Source organism: Treponema sp., assembly GCF_017430385.1.
Lineage (GTDB): Bacteria > Spirochaetota > Spirochaetia > Treponematales > Treponemataceae > Treponema_D.
On sequence record NZ_JAFRNB010000126.1, the window covers coordinates 1 to 16,053 of the forward strand.

A 16,053-nucleotide genomic window follows, 5' to 3' on the forward strand; every position below is an offset into this window, starting at 1 on the left:
AGACTGGATGAACAATCTTCCTAGAAAAATATTGGGTTATAAAACTCCAGCTCAACTATTTGAAGCTGAGTTAGATAAAATTTATAGAAAAACAGCTTAACAAATTTGTTGTTTCAAGTTGTTATTGCAATTTATGAAAATTTCAAATTATGAATGTTGTGCTAAAAGCTCTTTTGCTTTTTCATTTCCCTGTTCAGCAGCCTTTTTCCAGAGGTCAAAGGCTTTTGCCATATCTTTGGCAACACCTTTTCCTTCGCTATAGCAGATTCCAAGTGCACACTGTGATGCAGCATCTCCCTGTGCAGCACCTTTTGAATACCATTCAAAAGCTTTTACATCATCTTGTGGTACACCTTCTCCCTCGCTGTAACAAGTTCCGATTGCGAACTGGGCAAATGCTGAACCCAACGAAGCGGCTTTTGTAAAATATTCAACAGATTTGCCGTAATCTTGTGGTACACCTTCTCCCTCATTATAAGCAACTCCAAGACGACACAGAGCGTCTGTATAACCTTGTTCAGCAGCCTTTCCCCACAATTCAAAGGCCTTTTCATAATTCTTTGTAACACCATTCCCGTCAAAGTAAAGTTCGCCAAGATTGTATTGTGCAACTGCATCACCTTGTTCCGCATTTTCCTGTACAACAACCAGTATATCTTGAAGTTTTTGTCTAAATTTCTTAATCTCTTTTTTATTTCTGCCTGAATCTTTGATAATATCGAAAGGACAAGTGATAGTACAAATAAGAACTGTAAGCAAGGTTGCTTTTATTTTTTCAGAGAAAGTTTGCTCCTCAGAAGCAATAAGAGCTTTTCCATTGTAGACGATAGATGCTGCTATCATGAAAACAATGCCAATTCCAAAAATAAGCAGAAGAAGGCCTGCAATCCATAGGATTAATGCAATTCTGTTCCGTTTTTTATTCAATAACAGATACTCTTCATAAGCAGCAACCTTTATTTTTGCCTCTTTAAGACTGCAATTAAGACAAAACGGTTTTTTATCTTCGTCTTCACTGCGAAAAAAAGCCTTTTGGTCACAATATAAACACAACTCCGCACCACACACAGCACACTTCGTAACAGCTTCTGCCGTCGGATGGAACTTACAATTCATAAAAAAATCCTCCTTTTTTACTGTATGACAGCAAAATAACACATTTATATCATTTTAACATGATAATATTATCCACGCAACAAATTTAAAACATAATTATATCACAGCTATTATGACCGAAAATTTCTGGAACAGAGTGCTCGACTTGCTTGACCGACAGGGAATATCTCGGAAAGAATTTGCGCTTCGCGTGGGGATATCCTACTCTAGCATACATAACGGAGCCACTCTGAACAGCGTTCCAAGCGCAGACATCGCCTTACGAATCGCCTATGAACTGCACACCTCTCTTGAATATCTGGTTTATGGAAGCGAAGATTTTTATAACACCGGTATAGCGCCGCTCAGCGGACAATCATATAATCTGGAACGATATCTGCAGGAAAAGAACCGGCATATACTCACCGCCCTCGGGAATATGCAGCCGGAAGTGCGTGAATCCCTTGAAGATTTGATTTTTACGCTGGAAAAAGCGAATTCTGAGCAAACTAAAATGACCCCAAAAACCACCTGACAATCTCCGGGTTTGAGCGGTAATACAAATGCGGAAAACCGGCCAGCATCTTCGGCGTAGAAATCATGCAGTCCCAGCTTCTTGAAGAAAGAGGCTTTTTTGCCGTGAAGGCAGAGGCGTTGCAGGGCAGATCAACAAAAAACTTGCTGAGATAAATGGCCTTGATGACGAAGATTCAAAAGACGTAAAAAAAACTGAAGAAAGCAAAACGCCAGATTGAAAAGGATTATCTTCCGAGAAAAGAGAAATACGAGAAGGCTAACGCCACTTTTAATGACAGGAACAGCTACTCAAAGACAGACGAAGACGCAACTTTCATGAGAATGAAGGAAGACCACATGCTCAATGGCCAGCTCAAGCCGGGTTATAATATTCAGGTTGGAACTGAAAACAATTTTGTAATCGGATATGACGTGTTCCCAAATCCTACGGACACAAGGACATTTATTCCTCATCTTGAAAATGTTCAGAAACGGCTTGGATGTAAGTTTAAGTTCGCAATTGCGGATGCAGGTTATGGAAGCGAAGAGAATTACGATTATCTGGAAAAAAATGAAATCACAGGAATCGTAAAGTACACAACTTATGAGAAAGCGTTCCACTGAATGTGAAACTGTCTTTGGTCAGACAAAAGGCAATTTAGACTTCAGGCGATTTCATCTTCGGGGAAAAGAAAAAGTAGGAACTGAATGGGGATTACTGATGCTGGGATATGATTTCAAGCAGCTGATTCGATTAATGAACGCCTAAGAAAAAAACAATAAACGAAAATCCACAAAATTCATTTAACATAAAAAAGGCTGCCCTTTTTGAAGTCGCTTTAATAACTTCTAGGACAGCCCCTTTTGCAATATCTGAAAATTTGCAAAACTCGACTTTCAAGTCAATTACTGAGGAATAACACCGTTAACGCCTTTAACGAACCATGTCATATTCCATACTTCGTCATCAGTCATTACAGAACCTGCAGGAACTTTTTCTATTCCATTCTGGTCATAAATCGGGCCTTCAAAGATTTTGAGCGAACCATTTTCAATTGCTGTGCGAGCAACTGCAACGGCATCGAGTGTTCCAGGAGCAACGAGGTCAGAAAGTGGAGCCAAATCAACCATACCTGAGTTCAAGCCTTCCCAGTATTTGCGGCTCTGCCATGTTCCACCAAGAATCTGCAAAACATCGTCTTTTACGAAAGTATCCCAATGGAAAATTGGAGCAGTAAGATATGCTTTTGGAGCTGCGCTTGGAGTCGGAACATTGTAACCGATTGCAAATGCACCTTTTTCTTCTGCGGCAACCTGTGGAGCTGTTGTGTCCTGATGCTGCTCTATTACGTCACAGCCACGGTTAAGAAGCTCCAATGCACCCTGCTTTTCTTTTGTTGGGTCGAACCAAGTATTTGTCCAAACTACGTCGATTGTAGCGTCTGGATTTACAGACTGAACACCACGAGCAAAACCGTTGATACCACGGATACACTCAGAAATTGGGAAAGCTGCGACATAACCAATTTTATTTGATTTTGTTTTGAGGCCAGCAACGATACCAGCCAAGTAGCGAGCCTCATACATTTTTCCGAAATATGTTGATACGTTCTCTGCTGTTTTGAAGCCTGAGCAGTGACCGAATTTAACATTTGGGAAATCTTTTGCTACATTAATAGTAGAATCCATGAAACCGAATGAAGTTGTGTAAATTACATTACAACCAGCATCAATCAAATCGCGAATAGCTTTTTCACAATCAGAGTTTTCAGGAACATTCTCCTTATACATTGTCTGAATGCCCATGTTTACAAGTGCGAGGCGGCTCTGATCCTGAGCTTCTGTGTAACCGTGATCAGTAATTGAACCGATGTAAACAAAACCAACCATGATATTGTCTTTTGTGATTGTTGATTTTGAATCCTTTTCTTTGCAGCCTGAGAGCAAAAGCCCAGCCGCAACCACAGCCATTGCAATTTTTGCAAGTCTTTTCATGTTTTTCTCCATAATATTGATTAATATTATTTACGGAATTCAATTCCGTTTGAATCCATTTTGTCGATAATCGCAAGGCTTTCGACTTTTATGCCGTTCTTGCGAAGCTCATCTCCGCCGTTCTGGAAACCTTTTTCAATCGCACAGGCCGCACCAACGACCTCAGCCCCTGCCAATTTGCAAATTTCAATCAAGCCTTTGAGTGCGTTCCCGTTTGCCAGAAAATCATCGGCAAGCAGAACTTTGTCGCCTGCCAAAAGATATTTTTTTGAGACGACAACATTGTAATACTGGTCATGGGTGAAGCTGAAAACTTTTGCTGAATACACATCCTCGTTCACATTGCTGGACTGATGCTTCTTTGCAAAAACGAGCGGAACACCAAGAGCACGCGCAAGGCTGGCTCCGATAGCAATTCCGCTCGATTCTATTGTAAGGACTTTTGTGATTTTTAAGGCACTGAAGCGATTCTTCCATTCTTCGGCAAGTTTGTCCAGAAAGGCCACGTCAATCTGATGATTCAAAAAGTTTGAGACCTTAAGAATTTTTCCGTCAATTACCTCTCCGTCCGAGAGGATTCTATCTTCAAGTAATTTCATTAGAACAAATCTTCCATGCCGTACAATTTTCCTCGTGAGAGAGTTCCGTTGTCGATTTTCTCACAGAGTTTTTCGAGGGCGATTACGCTTCCTTTTGCGAAACCTGCGCGGCTTCTTGCCCGGTGAGTGAGTTCGATTGAGTCTGCTGGAGAATCAAAGAATACAGTGTGAGTGCCTGGAACCGCCCCAATTCTGGTTGAAGAAACATGCAGCTCATTTGCCTTTGGCTTTTCGTGGAATGCGTCGAAAACCATTTCAGTCTTTGACTTGTTGCCCAACATTACTCGGCGAGCAACTTCAAGAGCAGTGCCTGATGGTGAATCAGCTTTCTGGTTGTGGTGTGCTTCCCAGACTGCGACATCGTAATCAGAATACTCTGCCATGATTCGGGCAGCTTCCTCAACGATTTTATAGAACATATTTACGCCGATTGAGAAATTTGAAGAACGCATACAAGCACCGTTTGTTGCGGCACAAAGATTTTCGATTTCAGCTTCGGATTTTGCCCAGCCGGTTGTTCCGCACACAACAGGAAGCCCCAGCGGAATAAGTGCCTTGAGATTGCCAAGAACGGCTGTCGGATGACTGAATTCAATCACTCCCTCGGCACCGCTTGTTTTTACAGCCAGAGCAACGGCCTCACCGTCCCCCGCCTTTACAAGATTTGTGGCATCCTGAGCCACAACATCAACAGTTGCAACGACCTCATGCCCCATCACTTTGGCACAAGATTCAATCATGTGCCCCATTTTTCCGTATCCAACCAGAGCGATTTTCATACAATCTCCAAAGAATTCAATGAATTTCAAAAATTATACAAAAAAAGTGAAGTTTAGAATAGAGAATTTTTTAATTTTTATTTTAGTTTGAGATAATTTTTAGTTGACAACTTCATCAAAAAGGGCTTCGTAAAGCGTTTCCATGTCGCTGTTCGCCTTTTTTATTGTTATAGACATTCTTCTTGCAAGCGAAAGCATTACACGATAGCCCAAAATCGGCTCTTTTTCGCAAAGTTCCTTGAAGCGTTTGCCGGTGATTTCGCAAGTACGGCAGTCAGTTGTAGCCACGACAGTCGCGCCTCGCTTATCAGTGCCGATTAAGGCCGCCTCACCGAAGAAGATTCCCATGTCCGCGCTGAGGTTTGCCAGTGCGATGCGGTCACCGGCCATAGTGTTTCGGAAAACCTGCACATCACCAGAAGTAAGAATATAGAAACTTTCGCCCTGCTCGCCCTCTTTTATGATTTCCTCTCCGGCCTTAAAAGTGTGGACTTTCAGCTCAGAGTAAACCATTTTTAAGATTCGTCTGTCATTCTCATTATCAGCCTTAAAATCCGAAAAAAGTTGAATCTTCAAAAGCTTAGGAAGAACTTCATCAAAAATATCAAGAACATTTTCCATACATAATCTCCAATTTATCGGGGCGTTGCGGGGCGGTTCAGGCACAGCCTTCACCGAGACTCGCCTAAAAACTTGCCTCGCAAGTTTTTTCGCCATTGCGAACGGCTCCCTACACGCAGAAGGGGTAGGCGGAAATGGCGTAGCCATTGTAGCCGAGGGGAAGGCATTCCCCTTTAATTACTAACTGCTAGCTCCTCACTCCTAACTACCTTTTTCCCTTTTACGAAAATCGCCTTTGTGTGCGGCTGGATAACAAAATCATCCGCAGGAACAAGAATCGGGTCGTTGCTCTTGAGTGTCTTGATTTTCTTGAGGTTGCCGACGATTTTTTTGACATCAGGATTTTTCTGAGCCTCACGAAGCGCATCCTGCCGGCGCATATAGAAATTGCCCGTGTTCTGCAAAAGTCCAACCAGAACGGAGCCGGTTGCGATAAAGCTGCGCAAATCAGCATAAGTCTTTCCTATATAAGAAGCCGGGATATCCTCAATCAAAATGCCGGAATCCGCGTCATCACTGATAAGCTCTCGGATAACATTTGAGTAGCCCATGCCGCTCGAAGCCGTAGCAAGAAGGCTGTGCTCATATTCACTTGTAAGGATAATTTCGTCACAATGAGCCATTTCAAGGTGATTCTTGAATTTTGAATCATAAAGCTCAGCGGCGACATAAAGTTTTGGATTGAGATTCTTCATTGTAAGAGCTGCCAGAACCGTGCGGCTGTCCATTTCCATTGTCGAATAATTTTTTGAGCGGTCAGCGATAATCAGAACCCGCTCGGCATCTTTTATGAGAGCACGCTTTAAAGTCGCTTCCTCACTGAAATCACCGGAAACATACTGCAAGTCCTTGAAACGCTGCTGGTTACGGATTTGCTCGATATTTTCGGAAGAAGTATCGTTAATCAGAACAACCATGTCAGGAGTGATGTCGGGATTTGAACGGAGAACAGTGTCCAGAATTCGCTCGAACCCTTCCCTGTAACCGCAAAGCAAAAAATGACCTTTCAGATTTTTCAATTTTTTCAACCCCTTGTTTTTTTTCATTTGCATATCCATGAACATGGATGCGATTTTACCAGTGAGAGTGCTGAATACCAAAATTCCGGTGATAAGGATGATGAAACTGCACGCGCGGCCAATCGGCGTTACTACACAAATATCATAGTAGCCCGCCACGAAAGCAATGAGGAAGTTCCAGAAACTGTCCGTGTAGCTTTCCATCGTGACACCGGCCTCATAACGGTATACGACATCAATCAGAATCGTCATGAGGGCGATGAATGCCACGACAAGATAAGTTACCGGGCTTTTCAGGATAATGAGAAGATTTCGCTTTAAGCTACGAAAAAGATGCTTCTTCATCAAAATTTAGAACAGTGCCTTGTGCAGGATGCTGACAACATCGTTTGCCTGAGAATCATCAACGAGCATAGAGATGTTGACCTTGCTTGCACCCTGAGAAATCATCTGAACGTTGATGTTTGACTCGTGGAGCGCCGCAAAAGCATCCTTGAGGATTGAGCTAGAATGGCTTGCATCGCAAATCAATGTGACGATTGCCTTGTTCTTTGTGGCCTTAACCTCAGCGATTCGGCCGATATCTTCAAGAAGACCTGTCAAATCAGCCTTTGTGTTTACTGTAAGTGAGACAGAAACCTCAGAAGTTGCGATTACATCGATTGAAATGTTCCATTTGAGGAATTGATTAAAAATATGGGCCAGGAATCCGCAGGCATTGAGCATACGGCTCGACTGGATATCAATCAAAGTTACATTCTTTACATTTGTGATTGCAGTAACGCGAGGAGTTGCCCCGGAATGTTTTTCGACGATTACAGAGCCATCGCTTTTGATATTGTAGCTGTTCTTTACGCGGACAGGAGTTCCGGTCTTGCGGCAAGGAATCATGCTTCGCGGGTGCAAGACCTGGGCTCCGAACATTGCAAGCTCCTGAGCCTCTTCGTAAGTTACTTCCGGAACAGTGCGTGCTTCTTTAACGATTCGCGGGTCAGTCGTGAGGATTCCGTCAACATCCTTCCAAGTCTGGATTTCGTCGGCCTTCATTGCGGCACCAATCATAGTTGCGCTCAAATCCGAACCGCCGCGGCCCAAAGTTGTGATTACGCCGTTTGAATCCTTGGCGATAAATCCTGTTACGATCGGGATTTCAGCCTGCTTGCCGTTTTTGTAGTCGTTCAAGTGTTTTGGAATATTATCCCATACTTCATCAAGCAATTCCGCCGCCATGTAGTTGGAATCGGAAACCATACCGATATCCCATGCGTCGTAGAATTTTGCAGGAGTACCTTCCTTTGCAAGATAAGCCGCCATCATTCGGACGCTCATTCGCTCACCAAATGAAACGAGATAGTCGCGGGTGCGTTTTGTAAGCTCGTGGAGCATTGAAATTCCTGTGAGCAAAGTGTTAAGCTCAGTCAAAAGCTCCTGAATTGCAGGAACATCAACGCCGAGTTCCTTTGCTGTGTCAAGATGAAGCTGCTCAACTTTGGCAATGTCAACCTTGCCGTTCACAGCCATGTCAGCCGCATCAAGAAGATGGTCTGTTGTGTCGCCCATTGCGCTCAAAACGACAACAGGTTTGCTCTCTTTGTAAGCCTGAATAATTGAAGCAACATGGCGGATTCGCTCCGCATTGGCAACCGAGCTGCCACCGAATTTCATAACTATCATTTTTTGACCTCTTGCAAAACTTTTTCTGTTAATAGAAACATTTTACCGAAAAGACTCGCTTTAGGCAATCTTAAACAATTTTTCGATATCAGGCTCATTCACGACAAGGACATTGCAGCTCGCGCTTCCGATAATCTCCGAATTCGTTCGTGAAATCTTATCAAGCTGAATTAAATTCCTTGCGCTGTCATTCTGGTGTTCCTTTCCACCAACAAGAATCAGATTGGCTCCAAAATCTTCCGCCGACTTAATAAGCTCAGCCCAAATCGCCCCTTTTTTTAGCTCCGTCTGAATTTTTATGCCTTTTTCTTTTGCAAGATTTTCAAGATAAGAAAGATAACGATTTCCGTCCCGTTCGAGGCACTTTTCATAATCAATGCTTTCTTCCTCGATGAAGATTTTGCTCATAGTAAGCTGCCTGAGAGTCGAAGTGTCCACGACATAAATCGCCTTAAGCTCACATTTGTACTGCTTTGAGAGAAGAATTCCATACATTGCCGCATGAAATGAAGGCTCCGAGCCGTTTACCGCAACAATAATTTTCTGAAACAAAGGCTTAATCATAATGCTGCTCCTATTCAGGGCGTTTCCGTGCTTCGCACGGTCAGGCTATCCGCGGTTCCGCTATCGCTCCATTGCTACATTCACAAGTTCATTCCGCAACTAACGCCGCTACTATCCCTAACGCAAAGACTCCATTACATTATCGGAAAGCCTGAAACCATAGTTAACGGTTCTTACGATTCTTAAGACTTTTCAAAACGAAGGTATTTTCCCGCTCACGCTCTTCAAGGACGCTTTCGATGTAAGTTTTTGTCTCTCTGTCCTGAGGAATAATCATCTTGTCGAGCGCGTTGACACGTCGCTGAGTCTTTTTGACTTCATTCGCAAGCCGCCATGCAATCGTTCGGATTGAAGCCATCTCGGTCAAAAGAGAAAGCAGCTTGAAGAACTCAGTCATCACTTTATCAGAATCAGCGTAAGTTCCCATAAAAGAATAAAACAGCTGCTGCTTAGGCAAAGCTACCTCAACAGAATTGAAACTCATGCCACCCGCAACAACGCTCTTTTCTTTGATGTCGTACTCGTAATGAACGGCCTTTGCAATTCGCTCAGTCTGATCACCGCCAACAGTCATGAGCATGTTTTTGAGCGCAGGATAAGCCTGAGAAATAGCCTTGTCAAGTTCACGCTCCAGAAGTTTGACCTTCTCGACCATACGCATAAGTTCCATAACAAGAATCTCACGCTTCTGCTCCAAAAGGTCATAGCCGTCAACAGCCACAGAAAGCTGCTCTTTTATAGCGAGAAGATTAGATTTAGTAGGTGCAATGTTTAACTTACTCATAACAACAGTTAGGAGTTAGAAATTAGGAGTTAGAAGTTAGAAGTTTTTAATAACTCCTCACTCCTCACTCCTCACTCCTCACTCCCTACTCCTCGTCTTTTGGGTAATACTTTTCGATAAGCTCAGGCTTGATTCGATAAAGCTCGTTCTTTGGCAGGATTTTCAGGAGTTTCCAGCCTAAGTTCAAAGTGTCCTCGATTGAACGGTTTTCATATTCGCCCTGTGTGAAGAACTGACCTTCAAGCGCCTCACCAAATTTGAGATACATTCGGTCAACTTCGCCCAACTCTTCCTCACCGATGATTGCGGCAAGATTTCGGATTGACTTAACTTTTGAGTAAGCCGCAAAAAGCTGGCTCGCAACGGCACTATGGTCATCGCGCGTCATGCCTTCACCGATACCGTCCTTCATCAAGCGGGAAAGGCTCGGCAAGCCCGAAACCGGCGGATAAACGCCTTTCTGGCTAAGCTCGCGGTCAAGAACAATCTGTCCTTCGGTGATATATCCGGTAAGGTCAGGAATCGGGTGAGAAATATCATCGTTCGGCATCGTAAGGATTGGAATCTGAGTGATTGAACCTGTGCTGCCTTTGATTTTACCGGCACGCTCGTAAAGTTCAGCCAAATCCGAATACAAGTAGCCAGGATAGCCTTTTCGGCCAGGAACTTCTCCACGAGTTGTGGAAATTTCTCGCAAAGCCTCACAATAGTTTGTCATATCGGTCATAACGACCAGAACGTGCATATTTTTTTCGTAAGCAAGATATTCAGCAGCCGTCAAAGCACAGCGCGGTGTGATGATTCGCTCGATAGAAGGAGCATCGGCAAGCGACTGGAACATTACGACCTTTGAAAGAACGCCAGATTCCTCAAAAGAATGAATGAAGAACTGTGCCTGGTCATATTTGATACCCATGCCCGCAAAAACCATTACGAACTGCTCATCGCTGTTTCGGATTTTTGCCTGACGAATAATCTGAGCTGCAAGGCGGTTGTGAGGAAGACCGTTCCCAGAGAAAATCGGAAGCTTCTGACCACGAATCAAAGTGTTCATGCCGTCAATTGAAGAAATTCCAGTCTGGATAAAGTCACGGGGATAAACTCGCGCGAACGGATTAATCGGCATTCCGTTTACATCGACTTTTTTGCTTGAAACAATCGGCGGAAGCCCATCAATCGGCTCACCAAGACCGTTAAAGATTCGCCCAAGCAAACCGTCACCAACACGAAGCTCCATCGGCTCTTCCAGGAACTCAACGCTAGTCTCGTGCAAGTCAAGGCCCGTAGTTGAGCCGAAAACCTGAACAATCGCAATTTCTTCGTTCAAGTCGATGACACGACCAGTCTTTTTTTCACCGTTTCGGTCACGGACAGAGACAATTTCATTGTAAAAAATGTTCTCGCTGCGTTTGACGACAATAATAGGTCCATCAACGGATTGGACTCCCTTATACTCAATACCCTTCATATCTATGCTCCACATGCTTTATTCCGCGCCGAAATCATAGATTTCGTCGAGACTCGCTAAAATCTCACCTCGTGAGATTTCACCCTTCGGGTCGCTCCCTACCTTTCATATATTCTCCAAAAGGGGAAGTCTCCCCCTCGCTACAACCGCTTTCGCGTTTTCCGCTACCCCTTCTCCTAAGGGGCAAGCCCCTTAAAATCCCCAGTTTTAAACCACAGATTACACAGATGTCACAGATTCTATAACTCAATCTGTGTAATCTGTGACATCTGTGGTTTACCGCGGTTCAGGCACAGCCTTCACCGAGACTCACCTAAAAACTTGCCTCGCAAGTTTTTTCGGCTACGCCGAACGGTTCACTATATACTGCCGTTCAAGATTTCCCATCTGATCTTCGAGACGGCCTTCTACTTCCTTCATCTGCTCCAGTTTGTCGTTTGGAACTAATGATTTTAAGCGGACAATTTCGTCTTTGATTGGAAGAGATGTTACCGTTGGAAGCGGAGCACCAGCTTTGATTACAGCGAGCGCACGCTTGTAATAAGTCATCATCAGCATGAGGATTGCAATCTGTTTTTCTGGAACAGAATAAACATCAACCGCATCGAACGCACTCTGCTGCAAGAAACCGTTTTTAATCATGTCGGCTACAGTAAGAACGATTCGTTTTTCGTCTGGAAGCGCATCAGGTCCAATCAAGCGGACAATCTGCTGAAGTCTCTGCTCCTCTTTGAGAAGTTCAAGTGCAGAAAGTCGAACCTCAGCCCAGGCCGGGTCAAGTTTATCCCACCATTCACGGATTTCTTCGGCATATTCAGAATAGCTTTCAATCCAGCCGATAGCAGGATAGTGTCGTGCATTTGCAAGCTCTCGGTCGAGTGCCCAGAAACAGCGGATGAATCGTTTTGTATGCTGTGTTACAGGCTCAGAGAAGTCACCGCCCGGAGGCGAAACCGCACCGATTACAGAAACAGAACCTTCCTCACCGCAAAGTGCATTGACTCGGCCAGCTCTTTCATAGAACTCTGCGAGTCGTGTCGGCAAATAAGCCGGGAAGCCTTCTTCAGCAGGCATTTCTTCCATTCGGCCAGAAAGCTCACGCAAAGCCTCGGCCCAGCGGGATGTTGAATCAGCCATGATAGCGACATGCATACCCATATCGCGATAGTATTCTGCAAGCGTGATTCCCGAATAAAGAGAAACTTCCCGAGCCGCAACAGGCATGTTTGAAGTGTTCGCGATCAAAATCGTTCGTTCCATGAGCGAGCGGCCTGTTCGCGGGTCAATCAATGTCGGGAATTCTGTGAGAACGTCGGTCATTTCGTTACCGCGCTCACCACATCCAATGTATACGATTAAGTCAGCATCACACCATTTTGCAATAGCGTGCTGAGTCATTGTTTTTCCTGTACCGAAACCGCCAGGAATAGCTGCTGTGCCACCCTTTGAAAGCGGGAAGAACACGTCGATTACTCGCTGACCAGTAACAAGCGGCTGACTTACCTCAAGTTTTTGTGCGTAAGGTCGTGGATTTCGGAGCGGCCAATAGTGAGAAAGCTTGATTTCCTCGTCCAAATCAGTGGTTCCGATTACATCATCGACTGTGTACTCACCCTCACCCTTGAAAGATTTGAGAGTTTTGCCTTTGACAGTCGGCGGAACCATGATTTTATGGCGGATAGACTGTGTTTCCTGAACATAGCCCAAGACCATTCCAGCCGAAATTGCCATTCCCTCAGAAACGCCCTCGGCTACAGTCATCTTCCATTTCTTATCGATGTCAATTGGCTCTGTTCGCTCACCAGGAACAAGGAAAGCTCCAGATTTTTCGAACATATTTTTTAGAGGTCGCTGAATTCCATCGTAAATTGTACCGACCAAGCCAGGCCCAAGTCGCAAAGAAAGTGGACGACCGTTACAAATGACTTCCTCGCCAATTTTCATGCCGGTGTCGTCTTCGTAAACCTGAATTGTGGCTTTTCCTTCATTCTGGCGGATAATTTCGCCGATGATTTTCTTTTCACCGACATCAACTACATCATAAAGACCGCAGCCTTCCAAGCCTTCGGCATAAACGATTGGTCCGGAGATTCTTGTGATTTTACCTTTTACAACGCTCATTCAGGCAACCTCCCGCCGAACAATTTTTCTGCCAGCTCCATGCTGTATTTGTCTTTGATTTCGCGGACAATCTGGTCAATCGTTGCGCGGACTTTTACAAACCCGTCATCAGAAGAAAGAATAATTCCTTCGTGGAAAGCATTTCCAAGAGCTTCTTCTTCACCAGAACGCTCGAACGAAACTTCTTCGACTTTTCCAAGATTTTTGACAGATTTTTCGAGCAATTTTTTTGCTTCGGAAAGATTAAATCCGAACACAAGGGCATTCACCTTCTTTGAAACTAAGCACTCAGGCAAATGCGCCAATTTATTTTCAATAAGGGCAAGTCGTTTTGACTCCCCGAGATTTTCGAGATATTCATTAAATGCCTTTGAAACGGCATCGCTATAAAACGAAACAAGGAAACGGCCTTTTTCAAGCGGCAAAGCCTCATTCACGCTTTTTTCGGCTTGTGCATATTTTGTGGCATAATAAGACTCTTTCTGAGATTTTGCCTCATTTACACGGCGTTCAACATCAGAAAGAATAGATTTTGACTCTTCTTCTGCCCGTGCAAGAATCTTCTCAGCCTTTTTGCGCGCATCAGCTTCAATTTCTTTATCAAGTATTTCGGTAGATCGTAACTCTTCCATACTGTTCCCTAAACAAAACTAAACCGAAATTCCAACGGCTTCACGAATCGCATCAGTAAGGGACTTTTTGCCCTCCATGTGCCCGTGAATGCCAGGAATCTCAACAATCAGCGGATACTGACTGCCCTTTTGCCATGCGAGGACTTCATCTTCAATCATGGCAGATACATCTTCAGTCAGAATCAAAATTTTCGGTCGCTCACCGACAGGGACACTTTCTGTGCCGCCAAGCCCGGTGACACGACGGAAAGCGTCCAATGCCTCAGTGCGGTTGAGCGCAACTGTACCGTCAACACCAACCAATTTGAAGCCGAGAATAATTTCTCTTTCTGCGATGACAAAATATTCCATATATAATTACAGAATTATGATAAGCAAAGCTACAAGGAATCCCCAGAGACAGATACCTTCAGCAAGACCTACGAACGGAAGAGCCTTACCAGAAAGCTCAGCGTTTTCGCTCATTGCGCCCATTGCGGCAGCACCAATTTTGCCTACAGCCATACCACCTGCGAGACAAGCAATACCAACAGCGAGACCAGCAGCGATATACTTGATTGTAGAAGAATCTTTTGCTGGCTGTGCGCTAGCAGCTGTAGTCTGTGCAACCTGAGTTGTCTGTGCAGGCTGATTGTCTGTGGCTTCCTGAGCGACAGTTCCAAAAAGAGCGAATCCTGTAAGAAGAGCCGCAACCATAAGAATTTTCTTGTTCATAAAAAAACCTCGCTATATAAAATTCTGTCATGCTGAACTTATTCCAGCATCTTTTTAAGATTCCAAAACAAGTTTGGAATGACAGTGATTTCCTTATTTATAATCAAACGAGAACGGTTTAAATTCCCTTCCCGTTTCATTGAAGAATTTAGAGAAGAACTCATAGTATTGCAAACGGATAACCTGAATTGCAACAATCATTCCCTCAAGAACAACAACAATCGCATTTCCAACAAGCATGACACCAAGATAAGCTGGTCCTGCCATTTCAGAAAGCGTAAGGATGATGAATCCCAAAACTGCGTGCGCCAGACCGAAAGCTCCGACACGGATAAAGCTGATTGAGCTTGAAAGGTAGCTGATAAGAGTTTCCAAAAGCTCGACGACAGCCTCAATCACCACAGCAAAAAGCCCGTTTTCCATAATAGGCTCATGCTCGAATGCCTTGTGAATAGGCTCGCAGAACATCGTAAGGAAAAGCGTGATTCCGATTATGATTCTGTCAGTCAAATCGATGGCGTGACCTGTAAGCACGATGCGGATTACCATGATTACGACATACCAGAAGAACACAGCACCAGAAACGCCGTTTTTGCCGAACAAAGCCTTTGGAACTTTGTGCATAATCAAATTGTTGATGATATTAAGCACAAGACCAACGGAATTGATGATAAATCCGACTCCGACCGTTGCGCCGAAGAACATGAACATTGTTTTGATTGAATGTGCGCTTCCGTCCGGCATGAGATGCAGGATTGGAGCATGCGGCTCACCGAAAAGGCCTGTAATCGCAAGTGAAAGCGGGCGCAAGATTTCTTCGTTGCCAAAGAATTCGCCAGTGAGAATACCCATAATCATGCTCGAAGTACCGATTGCCATGAAGATTGGCGCAAATTTATTCCAGCCACCAACCTTGATGACCTTGAAATTCATGAGCAAGCCCATCAAAAGGAAGATAAATCCCTGACCAGCATCACCGAACATGATTCCGAATAAAATCGTGAAGAAAATAGCCACGAAAGGCGTCGGGTCGATTGCTCCGTAAACTGGAGAGCCGTAACTGAAAATCATACGCTCAAACGCACCGATAAGCTTGCCATGCTTGAGACGAACAGGAACCTGCTCCGTGCCATTGATTACAGAAGGAACTTCAAAAGGATTGTAAACGCGGATTGCGATTCGCCCCTCTGTGAGCTTGTCCATGTCCTTCATCATTGAATGGCATGAATCAGAAGGAATCCAGCCTGTGATTCGGTAAACAAGGCTTGTTGATTCCAGATTGTTCTGAACATCAACAATCTGAGCCGCTATCGCAAATGAAGCAAGCAAAGCCCGAAGCGACTCGGCATGAGTCTGGGCCAAATTACGTTTTTCTTCTTCTATATACTCAACCGCTTTTTGAGACTCAGCAAGTTTTGTCTCAAGGCCGGCAAGAACTTCATCAGGAACGCCCTTGAAATCAGAAGGAATCT

At 44.3% G+C, this 16,053-nt stretch carries 17 protein-coding genes and 1 pseudogene; 3 read left to right on the forward strand and 15 right to left on the reverse strand.

Annotated features, from left to right (window positions below; all coding sequences use genetic code 11):
• Positions 1-147 precede the first annotated feature (147 nt).
• The gene (locus IJJ71_RS08820) at positions 148-1,116 is read right to left on the reverse strand and encodes a hypothetical protein (RefSeq protein WP_296846463.1); all 969 of its coding nucleotides are present in this window, start codon (positions 1,114-1,116) and stop codon (positions 148-150) included.
• A gap of 112 nt (positions 1,117-1,228) precedes the next feature.
• Between IJJ71_RS08820 and IJJ71_RS08825 the strand changes: the two genes are divergently transcribed.
• From IJJ71_RS08825 to IJJ71_RS14955, 3 genes and pseudogenes are all read left to right on the forward strand, one after another.
• Positions 1,229-1,630, forward strand: a complete 402-nt coding sequence (locus IJJ71_RS08825; protein WP_296846464.1) for a helix-turn-helix transcriptional regulator — start codon at positions 1,229-1,231, stop codon at positions 1,628-1,630.
• Positions 1,631-1,821: 191 nt separating this feature from the next.
• Positions 1,822-2,235, forward strand: a pseudogene (locus IJJ71_RS08830) (transposase); the annotation flags it as partial.
• A complete protein-coding gene (locus IJJ71_RS14955) occupies positions 2,216-2,380 on the forward strand; it encodes a transposase (protein ID WP_367113236.1) in 165 nt (54 codons plus the stop codon). The pseudogene IJJ71_RS08830 and the gene IJJ71_RS14955, both read left to right, overlap by 20 nt.
• 137 nt (positions 2,381-2,517) lie before the next feature.
• Here the strand turns inward: IJJ71_RS14955 and IJJ71_RS08835 are convergent, their stop codons facing one another.
• The 14 genes from IJJ71_RS08835 to IJJ71_RS08900 form a co-directional block, all read right to left on the reverse strand.
• A complete protein-coding gene (locus IJJ71_RS08835; RefSeq protein WP_296846465.1) occupies positions 2,518-3,606 on the reverse strand; it encodes a BMP family ABC transporter substrate-binding protein in 1,089 nt (362 codons plus the stop codon).
• Between the two features lie 26 nt (positions 3,607-3,632).
• Entirely contained in the window at positions 3,633-4,205 is a 573-nt protein-coding gene (locus IJJ71_RS08840) for a xanthine phosphoribosyltransferase (protein WP_296846466.1), read from the reverse strand.
• On the reverse strand, positions 4,205-4,984 hold the full coding sequence (dapB, locus tag IJJ71_RS08845; RefSeq protein ID WP_296846467.1) for a 4-hydroxy-tetrahydrodipicolinate reductase: 780 nt from the start codon (positions 4,982-4,984) through the stop codon (positions 4,205-4,207). Before dapB ends, IJJ71_RS08840 begins: the two co-directional genes overlap by 1 nt.
• A 99-nt stretch (positions 4,985-5,083) precedes the next feature.
• Positions 5,084-5,605, reverse strand: a complete 522-nt coding sequence (locus IJJ71_RS08850; protein WP_296846468.1) for a cyclic nucleotide-binding domain-containing protein — start codon at positions 5,603-5,605, stop codon at positions 5,084-5,086.
• Positions 5,606-5,778: 173 nt separating this feature from the next.
• Positions 5,779-6,969 carry a TrkA-related ion transporter gene (locus tag IJJ71_RS08855; protein ID WP_296846469.1) on the reverse strand — a complete coding sequence of 397 codons (1,191 nt, stop codon included), beginning with the start codon at positions 6,967-6,969 and terminating at the stop codon, positions 5,779-5,781.
• A 6-nt stretch (positions 6,970-6,975) separates the two neighbouring features.
• Complete coding sequence (locus IJJ71_RS08860) at positions 6,976-8,298, reverse strand: aspartate kinase (protein ID WP_296846470.1); 1,323 nt, start codon at positions 8,296-8,298, stop codon at positions 6,976-6,978.
• A gap of 60 nt (positions 8,299-8,358) precedes the next feature.
• A complete protein-coding gene (locus IJJ71_RS08865) occupies positions 8,359-8,862 on the reverse strand; it encodes a universal stress protein (protein ID WP_296846471.1) in 504 nt (167 codons plus the stop codon).
• A 163-nt stretch (positions 8,863-9,025) separates the two neighbouring features.
• The gene (locus IJJ71_RS08870; RefSeq protein ID WP_296846472.1) at positions 9,026-9,646 is read right to left on the reverse strand and encodes a V-type ATP synthase subunit D; all 621 of its coding nucleotides are present in this window, start codon (positions 9,644-9,646) and stop codon (positions 9,026-9,028) included.
• 85 nt (positions 9,647-9,731) lie between these two features.
• A complete protein-coding gene (locus tag IJJ71_RS08875; protein ID WP_296846473.1) occupies positions 9,732-11,114 on the reverse strand; it encodes a V-type ATP synthase subunit B in 1,383 nt (460 codons plus the stop codon).
• A 342-nt stretch (positions 11,115-11,456) separates the two neighbouring features.
• Positions 11,457-13,235 (reverse strand): V-type ATP synthase subunit A, encoded by a 1,779-nt coding sequence (locus IJJ71_RS08880; RefSeq protein WP_296846474.1) that lies wholly within the window; start codon positions 13,233-13,235, stop codon positions 11,457-11,459.
• Positions 13,232-13,867 (reverse strand): V-type ATP synthase subunit E family protein, encoded by a 636-nt coding sequence (locus IJJ71_RS08885; RefSeq protein ID WP_296846475.1) that lies wholly within the window; start codon positions 13,865-13,867, stop codon positions 13,232-13,234. Before IJJ71_RS08885 ends, IJJ71_RS08880 begins: the two co-directional genes overlap by 4 nt.
• 18 nt (positions 13,868-13,885) lie before the next feature.
• Positions 13,886-14,218, reverse strand: a complete 333-nt coding sequence (locus IJJ71_RS08890) for a V-type ATP synthase subunit F (protein WP_184659669.1) — start codon at positions 14,216-14,218, stop codon at positions 13,886-13,888.
• Positions 14,219-14,224: 6 nt separating this feature from the next.
• Positions 14,225-14,581 (reverse strand): ATP synthase subunit C, encoded by a 357-nt coding sequence (locus IJJ71_RS08895; RefSeq protein ID WP_296846476.1) that lies wholly within the window; start codon positions 14,579-14,581, stop codon positions 14,225-14,227.
• A gap of 93 nt (positions 14,582-14,674) precedes the next feature.
• On the reverse strand, positions 14,675-16,053 hold a 1,379-nt coding region (locus IJJ71_RS08900), incomplete at its 5' end, for a V-type ATP synthase subunit I (RefSeq protein WP_296846477.1).